This is a genomic window from Prevotella histicola (assembly GCF_055385135.1).
Genome location: NZ_AP043793.1, coordinates 1635713 through 1648162, shown reverse-complemented (window position 1 = coordinate 1648162; position 12450 = coordinate 1635713). Strand labels below are relative to the sequence as shown.

Genomic DNA, 12450 nt, shown 5'->3' with positions numbered 1-12450 from the left:
AAAACACCTAACTTAACCTAAGATATTGCTCTTTCTCTTTCTTATAAATCACCAATGGACATTGGTATGTGCATCAGAAATTAGTCAGTTGCTGATCTTTCCCGAAGAAGAATGGCGAGAGATGCAGTCTATCCATCAGCCAAGTGATAGCAAAAGAGCCTGCAACGGCAAGCGAAACACTGATGACGAGGAAAAGCATTCCCGTAGAATCAAGTTGCAGAAGAAATGCCTGATAACTCTTAGCAAGCATGGTGAAAAGAGGTGAAAAGAGCAACAGAGGAAGTGTGTTACGCCCAATGAAAAGCAAAAGACGGCGTAACGGGGAATAAAAAGGAAAGTGAAAAAGCCACATCAGCAGACTGATAACGAGGTATACGATGCTTGCTCCTGCAAAGGAAGCACGATCATAATGGCTATTATCCAGGCATAATGCCACCAAAGGAATGATAACCCACCACCGAGCAGGGAAGGCTTTACGGAAGTCGACCACGCTTTGACGAATGAGAACACCCACAAAGAAGTAAGCGGCATTAGCCCATGAAAGGAGTCCACAACCCAAGGAAAGTACCCCAAGGAGCACTGCCAACAAAGCTGCTTTCCCTTGCCAAGGTAACCGAGGGACGCAGAAACAGATATAATAGCTTGCCCCGCAGAGTATCAATGTGTGCAGATACCAGTACGGACCGATAGGATGTAAGAAGATCTTGTTCAGTAATAGCCCTACAGAGAGATGGTCAATGTGCTCACGAATAGGCAACAGTGATGCCATCACAGTGTAACCTATCTCCATCACAGCATAAGGTATCAGAATCCAAAGCAGCGTATGTCCCACCCTACTCCACGACTTCCGAACATTAAAAAGATAACCTGACACTAAGAGAAAGCCTGGCATGTGGAAGGTATAAACCAATTGTTTGGCTACAGGATAGGTGTTGCCTATATATATAAGGTGGAAGGCTATCATCAGAATGATGAAAACACACTTGAGGAAATCAAGTTCTTCAATCCGCTTATCACCCAATGTTATTGGTATTCTCATGCTTGCAAAGATAGGAAAATGGCGTCATATGACAAAGAACTGACGTAAAAAAAGCATCTGCAACACCCTTTTACAGGCATTACAGATGCATGAATTTTTATAGAGAAAATAATATTAGCCTTTCTGTTTGTGTACTAATTATCGTAAGGAGAGGTCCTCCAAAGACGTACAGGGGCACTCATAATGAAGTTAAGTTTAAATCTTGGATCATCTTTTGCGCCTTGTGCTACATTACCAGTCGTAGGAACGTTTATGTAAAGATAGTGTTGGAAGAAACCACAAGTCTCATTTCCGCCCTGCGAACCCATGAAAGCAACCGCCTGTTTAGGTCGAACGCCACCCAATCCGAGCATTGCTCCCGTACCATCAGAGTTCTGTGGAGTATATCTTCCAGTGGTTGTTGTATTGTCAGGAGTCCAATATTGTGTACACTTTCCTAAGGTTGATGTGTCGTAATACCAGAACGTTTGGTTACCAGCTTCTGCAGCACTATTCACTCCTGCGTATGGAAATATGCGCTTAGTATCGGTTGGATAGGTGGTACCATTACTTGGATCAGCCCAGAAATCCTCCGTATCTATGTCGTCCATATCTAGTACAAAGCGTGGACCAAGGTAGCGTTGGGTGAGCACAGCTGCCCCGTTTACATCTTCGTAGCGTATGGTATAGCGATAGTTATTATTGTCTATCCATGTTGGATTGCCGTCAAGTCCTGCGCTAACTCGTGTTGGAGAAGCTGTTACATGCCCCATATAAAGCTGTCCTTCTCCGCTATTGGTAATGTAATCGGGCTTTTTCGACATACCAATCATATAGGCAATAAGTTTGCCGTTGCTATCTTTCACACCCTTAGAATAGGAATGGAACACGAGTTTAGTGGTGCTCCAACCCGGTAATTTAGCAGGAGAAACAATACCGACAGAATACTTATAGGTTGCACCAGCATTACGGAAGCCTGCAAAACCATAGTATTGTGCAATGATGCTACGCCAGTATTCGTTGCCAGCAAACATATATCCAGACGGTATAGAAGCCAGTTTGTCGGTTATCTTTTCTGTGTTTGCAGCATATTCTTGGTAAGTATAGCGTTTTGTATTAGCCACATTATAATCGTTATCAACCGACAATTCGGCATCAGTACCAAAGTTATCGTGCTTTGCAATGTAGCTTAATGGTGGGAATTTGTATACCACACTGCCCCTTGCCGGATAGTTAGCACCCGATGTATAAGGTTTTAACGAACCGTAAGCAGGTATCATATTAATGGACGAAGGCACAACTTTAGTAGCCGAACTGGTCTCTGTAGGCACAGCCATCAGTAGGAACTGTGTTTTAGCAACACGGTTTACGGTGTAATTAGTGCTTGTTGCAGATTCCATATTATCACTATACAGCTTCACAGCTTGTGTTTGTGGAGCCATCCAAACATATATGTAGCTGGGTGCTTCGCTATTATTTGGAACATTATCGAAGTTGTTTCCCGTTGCATCTTTTAGGAAAGTGTGGTCGTAATAAGTAAGTGCTGTATTGAATTTCTTACTTAAATCGTTATCAGCCTTAGCATTATTAGCCTTCTCTTCAGCATAGTTTGCAATGTATTCGCCCTTAATACGGAAGTGTTTTTTGGCAATAAGACCATCTGATCCTATCATTGCATTGTCGGTTAATGGGCGTTGATAGAACTTAAAAGCCTTGAAAGCATCTTGGAAAGAGGTAGATGTTGCCGATGCAATATTGGTATCTTTCGTGTCAATTAAGTCGGTTGTTGGAACCTCATCAAATACTTTTAAGTCGAACTGACCGCACAAAATGTTGCTTGTTATTATGCGAACGCCATTGTATTTAAAGCCAAATCCGGTTTTGTTAGTAACCTTTAGTCGAACAATTGTTCCGAACTGCTTAAAGCGAACAGGGTCTTTTGCCTTAATAGTTTTATTGGCTTGATTGGTTTCTAACTTACGCCAGCTGAACACGTACGGTATGTTTGCGCCCCATTTAACCTTGTTTCCGGCAACATCTCGTGCCACATGTCCTTCCACAAAACCATTAAATTTCACCTGATTAGCACCAGGAAGAGGCTCTCCACCCAGTATTCCGCACACAAACCATGTACCTTTACTAAGGTCGGTACCCGCCTTCATCTCGAACGTTTCGGTTGGTTCGAGCGTTAAATTTCCCCCTTTTGCGTAGGTCCATTTGGTAATAACCTTTGTTACAGGCTGTGTTGTGTCGGTGCTTTTAAATATCAATAGCACTGGCACTTTGGTACCGTTGGCAAGCTCTGTGCCCTCGTTTGTACCCTTATTGTATATACCTACGGGAGTAGGAAAGCCAGTGTTGTCGTCTGTTTCGTATCCAATGGCGTTGTTTGGAGGGTCTGCTCTACTTGTAAGAGCGGGTTTGTCGGCTTGCATATTGCCTTCCATTGCCATCGAAACAGTAATACCTGGCTGGTTGTCTTCACCATTTATGTTGTCTACAATGTCCTTATCTGCACAGCTTGCAAATAGTAATGCACATATTGCAAGGCATGAATAGAATAATTGTTTCATAAAGAAAAAGTTGTAAGAAAGTCTTTTTAAAAGAGAAAATGAGCTCCTCTTTGGTTATAAAATCTTAGTAAAATTGGTTCGTTAAGGGTCTTGATCGTCTATTCCTGCCGTATTATCTTCAGGGTCTGGTTCGTCATTTCCTGGATCTAAGTGCCCATTGATACCACTCCTTGCGTGGAAACCACCCTCCAAAAGCTCATCGGTGTAGAGGCTTATGACCTCTGCCATGGGCTTAACATACTCTGTTCTAATCATAATCAAATAATAAGTTTAGGTATAAAAATTTCGTTTCTTTAGTTCGTTTCATTGGTTCTCTGGGCAAATTAAGTGGCTTTTTGAGGTTAATTTATATCGCCCGCAATTCTGTGAACCGTTGCAAATTTATATATAATAATGCAAACCTCAAATCATCAAATACACTATTTAATCTTTTTTAAACATATGGTAGCAGAGGCAGAAGAGAGAGGTTGGAAGGTGAATAACGCACCAATAGTAGCAGCCTGACTAATAGAGAATTACCCATATACGCACCTTTATTGTAAAGACTATTCATAACTGCAAAATAAAAGGTGCTCTTTTGCAATGTAAAAGATGCCCTTTTGCATGGTAAAAGGTGCCCTTTTGATGTGTAAAAGACGCCCTTTTGCAATGTAAAAGGGCGTCTTTTACAACACGATTTGTAAACTCTTGATTATCTGAACGTTACAAATCCAAAAATAATCGGTTTAGAGTTGCATTTCATGTTATTGGCTATTTTAATTTGTAAAGTAATATTCTACCACGGAATCTCTGCTTTTTTGAGGCGGTATATACGCCTTTCGGGGATATTACATGCCTAAAAAAAGGGACACCGAAGCGGTGTCCCTTATCATGAAGAATACTTTTCAGTATTACTTAACCATATCAGTTGAGTCGAGCATGTGCTCTGGATTCAGGATAGCATCAAGCTTTTCCTTCGTCAAAATCTTCTTCTCAAGCACGAGATCATATACAGAACCACCAGTCTCAAGAGCCTCTTTGGCAATCTTGGTACTGTTCTTATAACCAATATATGGGTTCAAAGCTGTCACAATACCAATTGAATGTTTCACCATTTCAAGGCAACGCTCCTTGTTAACAGTGATGCCATCGATACACTTCTCACGCAGAGTGTCCATAGCATTAGGCAACCATGTGAGGTCTTCAATAAGACATTCTGTGATGATTGGCTCCATAACGTTCAACTGAAGCTGACCTGCTTCGGCAGCAATCATAACAGTTGTGTCGTTACCAATAACCTTAAAGCAGGTCTGATTGGTTACCTCTGGGATGACAGGGTTCACCTTACCCGGCATGATACTTGACCCTGGAGCCATTGGAGGAAGGTTGATTTCATTCAAACCACAACGAGGACCAGAAGCCAAGAGGCGCAAGTCGTTACAAATCTTAGACAGTTTAACAGCCAAACGCTTCAAAGCACTTGAGTAACTAACGTATGCACCCGTGTCAGGAGTAGCCTCAACGAGGTCGGCTCCAGCAACGAATTCCATACCAGTAAGCTCAGTAAGTCTCTCAGCACATACCTTTGGGAAGCCCGGAGCTGCATTCAAACCAGTTCCAATGGCTGTTCCACCCATATTGATCTCGTGTAAAAGAGCAGCATTACGGTTGAGGTTTGCAATCTCTTCTTCCAACGTATTGGCAAAAGCATTGAACTCCTGACCACTTGTCATTGGCACTGCATCCTGCAACTGGGTACGTCCCATCTTGATAACATGCTTGAACTCCTCACCTTTCTTGCGGAAAGCAGCAATCAATGCACTCAAAGAAACAATAAGATTCCTGTTCATACGGATAAGAGCAAGGCGTATTGTTGTTGGGTAAACATCGTTGGTTGACTGTCCACAGTTCACGTGGTCATTAGGATAACAGTACTGATATTCACCTTTCTTATGGCCAAGTATCTCCAAAGCACGGTTAGCAATAACCTCATTGGCATTCATATTAACAGATGTACCAGCACCACCTTGTACCATATCAGTAACAAAGTTCTCGTGTAACTTACCTCCAATAATCTCGCGACAAGCCTGTGCAATGGCGTCAGCTATCTTGTCATCAATCTGACCAAGGGCATGATTAGTCTCAACAGCAGCCAACTTAACATAAGCAACAGCGATAACATAATCAGGATAGTCGCACATTCGCTTGCGTGAGATGTGATAATTGTTAATCGCACGTTGCGTTTGTACACCGTAATATGCCTCCTCTGGCACTTTCAACTCACCTAAGAGATCACTCTCTACACGGAATTTCTTTTCTTCCATAACTTTAAATTTAATGATTGTGTGTATTTGTTATTATCTTATTTCAGGATCATTAATACGCCTTTATTCTATACTTGATACCCAACTCGATACGGTTTGTATTGTACTTATCAAGTCCGCTCTTAGCTGTATAACTAACCTTTCGACCTATATAAGCAAGGAAAACACGGAGATCCTGGCTCTTAACAGGATAGTATTCAACGCTCCCTACGTAGCCATAACTCTCACGATAGTTCTTGAATTGCTCAACCTTTGTGGCGCTGGCAGTCTCATACATACCCTTCAACATAAGGTTCCATTGTGGTGCAAACTGCCAGTTGAGCTTCGTAACGAATGAGTTGTAATGCACATCACTCATCCATACGTTAGCTAAAGAAGGAGCTGAGACGAGTCCAGAAAGCTCATTTGACACAATACCTAACCGATCGAGGCCATCAAATTCACCCATATAATCGAAATAAATCTGTAGCTTTGAAAGGTTCAACTGCTGACCAAGGAAGAGCAAACGACTGTACTTATGACGTGCTTCTCCTTGTAATCCCCATGACCAACGGGTCTGTAATTTATTGCCAAAGAAGCTACCATTCCAGTTAACAATATAGGTTAGCGGATTGCGTGAAGCCTCCAAAGGACGGGAACTTGTCGCATTCCCCTCAACAGCTACCGAGCCATTACCATATACTTCACCGAACTTCTCGTTATGAGAGTTTGTCACTTCAAAGACAAATTCCTGTGTTGGTACAGGCTTAATAGTAGCTGCCACACCTGCCATATAGTTATCCATGGTTCCTACCATATCGGAGAATTCATAGATATACATAGGGTTTTCATCAAACTCAAAGCCTCCCCAGGTCTGGCACATCTTACCACCTTCGAGCTTAAACTTATCTGAGAACTTATAACCTACCATCATAATATCCGTCGCTTTAGCAAAGTTGTCTCCACTCTTAGCTGCATTTGACTTATTAAGACGGTGACGGAAACGATAGTAAAGCTTATCTGTCAGGTTACCTTTAATCTCCAAACGAAGCTGTTTATTCTCAAAGTTTGTACTCCATTTGTGGTCTGCATCCGACTGAACTTGTGCACTTGCAGCATAGTTAAAGTAGACATTGAACATGTCATTGTGCTTCTGTAGCTTTGCAACTTCCTCTGCAAGAGACTTGAATTTGGCGTCATTGGCTCCATAGCCATGGTTGTCCTGTGCTGAGACTCCTAATGAGAGAGCCAGGAAACTGGTTAGTAGTAGAGTCTTTTTCATATTAGTTTGGTTTTCAGTTATTATTAATAAATATGGTAAGTACTACCATTTTAAATGCCATAAAAAGGTTTGTTGAGGTGTATACAGTGGGGACAGACGCCTTCCGACACCCATCCCTACCCGTTAACACCTTAAGTTTAGTACTCGTTGAAGTACTGTTGTATCTTCTGCCAGTCCTTGGTTTTTGTCAAAGCAAGCATGAGAAGAACACGCGCTTTCTGTGGGTTGAGGTTCAAAGATGCTACAAAATGATACTTCGCATCATCCACTTCACCGTTGAGATTAGTAGGACCAAAGGGTACACGACTTGACCGAACAATCTGTATACCACTGTTCTGTGCCTTCAAAGCAACGTCGAACACGTCCTTATAGAAGTTACCATCACCTACTCCAGCGAGGACAATTCCATCAAACTTAGCATTTACGAAAGCCTGGATTGGCAGTGGAGAACAGTTTGCATAACCATAAACAATGCCAACTTTTGGCAGACTTGTGAGGTTATCAACATTGAATTCAGAGGTAAGACCTTGCTTAGCAACTGGCTTATGGAGGAAGTATGGCTTACCATTGTACACATATCCCATCTCACCATAGAGCCCTCCTTTGAAGGTAGAGACGTCAGTTGTATGGGTTTTGATGACTGACTTAGCCTCAAAAAGCTCATTGTTCATACAAACCATTACGCCATGTCCCTTTGAAGAAGGGTCTACTAAGGTACAGATACCATTATAAAGGTTAGCTGGACCATCGGCACTAATGGCTGTAGAAGGGCGCATTGAACCTACCATCACTACTGGTTTATCCGTATGAACAGTAAGAGAAAGGAAATAAGCTGTCTCTTCCATAGTATCCGTTCCATGCGTAATAAGAACGCCATCATAGCCCTCTTTGTTCAGAAGATCATTGATACGCTTAGCCAATTTCAGCCAAACTTCATCATTCATGTCCTGACTTCCAATGTTAACAAGCTGTTCGCCTGACACGTCAGCAATGTCCTTAATCTGTGGAACAGCATCAATGAGGGTCTGAACGCCTACCTGTCCTGCCCCATAAGCAGAACTTGTAGCTGATGCAGAGACGCCCGCAATGGTTCCACCTGTGGCAATAATGCGAATCTTTGGCTTCTGTGCGTATACGACAGTAGACATAACCAATGCCAAAACTGTCACAAATGTGATTTTAAGGATTCTCATAAGAATTCGTATTTATAAGTTAAACATTTCCTATTTTATCATTGACCTAAGGCTTTGAAGCCCCATGTAGTACCGTAAAACAGTGATTTCAACGGAAGAATTGAACCATCAATACTCCCAGCAAAATAGACACTATAGTGGTGATGAAACCAGGTATCTGGAAACTATGATTGATGACATACTTACCAACACGTGTCGTTCCTGTACGGTCAAAATCAATGGCTGCCACCTCCGTCGGATAGTTTGGAAGGAAGAAATAGCCATTACAAGCTGGGAACATAGCAATGAGTAAAAGCGGATTGATACCCAAAGCGATGCCAACAGGATAGAGTGTAGTTACTGTAGCAGCCTGTGAGAAGAGCATGATGCTCAATAAGAAGAGGGCAACAGCGAAGAGAATAGGTGTAGAAGAGATCATTGAAGACAGTGCTGCATCAAGAATCTTCTCATTACCAACATAGAAAGTATTACCCATCCATGCTATACCGAAGATGGCAACGACAGCATTCATTCCTGCTTTGAATATGTTTCCATTGACAGCATCTCCCACTTTACCCTTACCAACGAGCAGAATCAAAGCGGCATCGGACATCATTATCATCTCAATAGTCTGACTCATCGACACACCCTCAGGTCGAAGTTGAGGCAAGAAGCCAAAGAGAATAACCAAAGCTACGCCAAAGAGGAAAGCCCATACTGCATGTTTGGCAGACGGGTCGTGCTCGTTTTCAGCCTTTTGGACCTCTTCACACGCTGCCTCTGGATTGATAAGCCCCGCAGCCACACGCCGTTTATACTCTGGATCATCCTCAAGTTCCTTCCCAATATGGTTCTCCACGAAGGCAGCAACAAGGATTGAGATAAACGCTGTCGGTATACAGATCATCAAAACTGTACCTAACTCGATGCCCTTAGCGCCAAGTAGATCCTGACTGATAAGGGCTGCAGTAGCAGCACTTACCGGACTACACGTGATTCCCAGTGAAGCTGCTATCACACTAAGGCTCAATGGGCGTTCAGGACGAATCTTATTCGTCTGTGCTATTTCGGCAATAATCGGCATCAAAGAGTAAGAAGTGTGGGCTGTACCTGCTACAACACAGAAGAGCCAGCAGGTTATAGGGCCGAAATAAGTAATGTGATCAGGATGCTTTTGCAGGAACTTTGCTGCAACACCCACCAGATATTCCAATCCACCAGAGGCTTGAAGAGCTGACGCTGCTGTAATAACAGCGACAATAATCATCATCACATCAATAGGTGCTGAGCCTGGAGCCAAACCAAAACCATACACAAGAATGAATACGCCTATCATTCCATAGATACCAAGACCAATACCTCCAACACGTGCACCAATAAAGATGAGTGCCAGAACTATTAGCAACTGAATTATAACCAAGCCTGTTATCATATATGTTTTATGTATTTTCGTCCGAGGTTGATTTGACAAAAATAAGAAAAAATACTGATAGCAGCATTATATAAACTTAACAAAACAACACTCATTAACAATCTTTAATGGCACAAAGTCAGCTTGCTGAGGAATATTTAAGGAAAAAATCAACCCTAACTTACACTTTGTCAGCTGCAACACATACATTATCTGCACTCCACTTGTAAGAAGAAATCATTGTATAGACACGTAATTACAACTGAAAAAGGCAAATTATTCGTCAAAAACGAATCACACTTCGGAAATAATCGTTACTTTTGCGATTGATTATGGACAAAAAAATATGTTCTATAGTGATTGCCTTGCTACTTATTTCAGTAAGCACAATGGCACAAGATCATATCAATCCCGAGGATCGTGTGGTTGACATGAACTCGCCAACATTCGTTCCAATGGTTCACATTGGTAAGACGAAGGTGGGCAATGACAGTATTCAGTATGTCAAAACCAGCAACGTTTACGTTTTCCCTCCTTTAGATTTCAAGAACAAATCACAGGAGATTGCTTATTACCGATTGGTATATAACATCAAGAAAGTACTGCCTATCGCCAAGGAATGTCATCAGATTATCCTTGAGACGGGTGCATACTTGGAGACGATTCCTTCAAAAAAGGAACGTGCAGAACACATGAAGCGGGTGGAGAAAGACATATGGAACACGTATAAACCACGTATGAAGAAACTTACTTTCACACAGGGTAAGCTGCTCATCAAGCTGGTTGACCGTGAATGTAACTCTACTTCCTACGATCTTGTCAAGGCTTTCTTAGGCCCAGTGCGTGCAGGTTTCTATCAAGCTATTGCTTGGACATTCGGCAGTAGTTTGCGAAAGAATTATGATCCACAAGGAGCTGACCGCCTTGTTGAGCGTATTGTGCTTCAAGTAGAAGCTGGTCAGTTATAGCTTTCTACAAGCTTTCATAATATATAAGAGGAAGAAACTGATATTTTTATTAGAATATTAAATCAACAAAAGAGGTCATTCAGCTGCTCTTTATATTACTCTTCACATATAAAAAAGTCCCGAATTGATCGAGAAAAAGACATTTCTCTCTATCAACTCGGGACTTCTTCGTTATGCTGAAAGCCTTTGACGTTGAGCTTATCAAACCTTTCATTCTCAAGTTCAGGCAGATTTCAGTTTTATGTCGCGGTTTCATCGCCCTTGAGAAGCACCCCTACCCACTCATTCCTATATCGTTTCTACGTGAATAAAAACATGACATACACATTTTCTAAGAGTATCTTTGATACCTATCCCTATCCATCTTTTACAGGAATTGTCGCCGACTGCATTGCAATACATACACATTGCACTTATTGCAAACGCCTACTCATCCAACTAAAGGATACCATAAATTGTAAAAATAAATAACACTAGGCAAAGCAATACATGCTCTTTTGCATTGTAAAAGACGCCCTTTTGCAATGTAAAAGGGCATCTTTTGATGTGTAAAAGGTGTCCTTTTGAAGTGCAAAAGACGCCCTTTTAAAAGCCCTTTGATAACTTATTGGTAATCAAAACGATACAAAGCCTATTTTTCAGCATATTGACTCATTTCGCAAGAACATAACTTTACGCGAGTTCGGGATAAGAAAAGGCTTGAAAAAGTTGGTAATCTCGTCAAAAATTCGTATCTTTATAGGTGAAAATCAATAGATTACAAGATTTTTGAACGATGATTACCAAGGACAAAGTTACTGAAATTTTCTGTATAATCGACGAGTTTGATAAGAATTTGAGTGCCGAATTAGCGAAAAACCTGCGTCTACCGTCCCATAACAGTGACGGCAAACGCTACCGAAACCGCAAGGGCAGACTCTCGGAAAGTGAGATTATGACCATTTTGGTATGCTATCATTTCGGCGCATATCGCAATTTCAAGGAGTATTATTTGAATTGGGTCAAAGGGGTGATGCGTCAGGATTTTCCCGACGCGGTTTCCTATAACCGCTTCGTTGAACTCATGCCAAGAGTGTTCTTTAAGATGATGCTGTTCATGAAGCTCTATGCCTTCGGCAAGTGTACGGGTATAACATTCGTTGACAGCACAATGATACCCGTATGTCACAATGTACGACGATATTACAACAAAGTCTTTGCCGGCCTCGCCAAGGACGGAAAGGGTACCATGGGCTGGTGTCATGGATTCAAGCTGCACCTGCTATGCAATGATTCTGGTGAAGTGATAACGTTCTGTCTTACAGGAGCAAATGTGGATGACAGAGATAGCAGGGTATGGACGGTATTTGCAAAGGTCTTATTTGGGAAGATCTTTGCTGATAGAGGGTACATCAAGCAGGAACTCTTTGATAGTCTGTTCAGTCAAGGTATCCAACTCGTTCATGGGCTCAAGGCTAAGATGAAGAACAAACTGATGCCTATGTGGGACAAGATTATGCTGAGGAAAAGATACATTATCGAGTGCATTAACGAACTACTCAAGAACAAAGCCAACCTTGTTCACTCAAGACACCGCTCGATACACAACTTTATCATGAACTTGTGTTCTGCCCTTACAGCATACTGCTTCTTTGAGAACAAGCCAGAGGCACTGCCAGTGTATGTGGAAAAATCAAGGCAGTTGGAACTTTTTTCATACTAAACTTATCCCGAACTCAAGTATAACTTTCAGAAACTGTAAACA

General features: G+C 41.9%; 9 protein-coding genes. 2 read left to right on the top strand and 7 right to left on the bottom strand.

Features of this window, described 5'->3' with window-relative positions:
* Nucleotides 1-73 precede the first annotated feature (73 nt).
* From ACZ48L_RS06640 to ACZ48L_RS06610, 7 genes are all read right to left on the bottom strand, one after another.
* Nucleotides 74-1039 carry an acyltransferase family protein gene (locus tag ACZ48L_RS06640; protein ID WP_025791508.1) on the bottom strand — a complete coding sequence of 322 codons (966 nt, stop codon included), beginning with the start codon at nucleotides 1037-1039 and terminating at the stop codon, nucleotides 74-76.
* A gap of 134 nt (nucleotides 1040-1173) precedes the next feature.
* Nucleotides 1174-3591 (bottom strand): hypothetical protein, encoded by a 2418-nt coding sequence (locus ACZ48L_RS06635; RefSeq protein ID WP_025791509.1) that lies wholly within the window; start codon nucleotides 3589-3591, stop codon nucleotides 1174-1176.
* An 81-nt stretch (nucleotides 3592-3672) separates the two neighbouring features.
* Nucleotides 3673-3846, bottom strand: a complete 174-nt coding sequence (locus ACZ48L_RS06630; protein ID WP_199897294.1) for a hypothetical protein — start codon at nucleotides 3844-3846, stop codon at nucleotides 3673-3675.
* 635 nt (nucleotides 3847-4481) lie between these two features.
* A complete protein-coding gene (gene aspA, locus ACZ48L_RS06625; RefSeq protein ID WP_008823532.1) occupies nucleotides 4482-5894 on the bottom strand; it encodes an aspartate ammonia-lyase in 1413 nt (470 codons plus the stop codon).
* 52 nt (nucleotides 5895-5946) lie between these two features.
* On the bottom strand, nucleotides 5947-7155 hold the full coding sequence (locus ACZ48L_RS06620) for a porin (RefSeq protein ID WP_025791511.1): 1209 nt from the start codon (nucleotides 7153-7155) through the stop codon (nucleotides 5947-5949).
* A gap of 137 nt (nucleotides 7156-7292) precedes the next feature.
* Complete coding sequence (gene ansB / locus ACZ48L_RS06615) at nucleotides 7293-8348, bottom strand: L-asparaginase 2 (RefSeq protein ID WP_025791512.1); 1056 nt, start codon at nucleotides 8346-8348, stop codon at nucleotides 7293-7295.
* An 88-nt stretch (nucleotides 8349-8436) separates the two neighbouring features.
* Nucleotides 8437-9759: an anaerobic C4-dicarboxylate transporter family protein gene (locus tag ACZ48L_RS06610; protein ID WP_008823529.1), complete on the bottom strand. Its 1323-nt coding sequence runs from the start codon at nucleotides 9757-9759 to the stop codon at nucleotides 8437-8439.
* 311 nt (nucleotides 9760-10070) lie between these two features.
* Between ACZ48L_RS06610 and ACZ48L_RS06605 the strand changes: the two genes are divergently transcribed.
* Both ACZ48L_RS06605 and ACZ48L_RS06600 read left to right on the top strand, forming a co-directional pair.
* Nucleotides 10071-10706 carry a DUF4294 domain-containing protein gene (locus ACZ48L_RS06605; protein WP_025791513.1) on the top strand — a complete coding sequence of 212 codons (636 nt, stop codon included), beginning with the start codon at nucleotides 10071-10073 and terminating at the stop codon, nucleotides 10704-10706.
* Nucleotides 10707-11481: 775 nt separating this feature from the next.
* Entirely contained in the window at nucleotides 11482-12408 is a 927-nt protein-coding gene (locus tag ACZ48L_RS06600) for an IS982 family transposase (protein ID WP_006045714.1), read from the top strand.
* Nucleotides 12409-12450: the final 42 nt, after the last annotated feature.

Coding starts and splice junctions, on each gene's coding strand:
- ACZ48L_RS06605 (WP_025791513.1), top strand. CDS start 10,071: ATGGACAAAAAAATATGTTCTATAGTGATTGCCTTGCTACTTATTTCA.
- ACZ48L_RS06600 (WP_006045714.1), top strand. CDS start 11,482: ATGATTACCAAGGACAAAGTTACTGAAATTTTCTGTATAATCGACGAG.
- ansB (WP_025791512.1), bottom strand. CDS start 8,348: ATGAGAATCCTTAAAATCACATTTGTGACAGTTTTGGCATTGGTTATG.
- ACZ48L_RS06610 (WP_008823529.1), bottom strand. CDS start 9,759: ATGATAACAGGCTTGGTTATAATTCAGTTGCTAATAGTTCTGGCACTC.
- ACZ48L_RS06635 (WP_025791509.1), bottom strand. CDS start 3,591: ATGAAACAATTATTCTATTCATGCCTTGCAATATGTGCATTACTATTT.
- ACZ48L_RS06630 (WP_199897294.1), bottom strand. CDS start 3,846: ATGATTAGAACAGAGTATGTTAAGCCCATGGCAGAGGTCATAAGCCTC.
- aspA (WP_008823532.1), bottom strand. CDS start 5,894: ATGGAAGAAAAGAAATTCCGTGTAGAGAGTGATCTCTTAGGTGAGTTG.
- ACZ48L_RS06640 (WP_025791508.1), bottom strand. CDS start 1,039: ATGAGAATACCAATAACATTGGGTGATAAGCGGATTGAAGAACTTGAT.
- ACZ48L_RS06620 (WP_025791511.1), bottom strand. CDS start 7,155: ATGAAAAAGACTCTACTACTAACCAGTTTCCTGGCTCTCTCATTAGGA.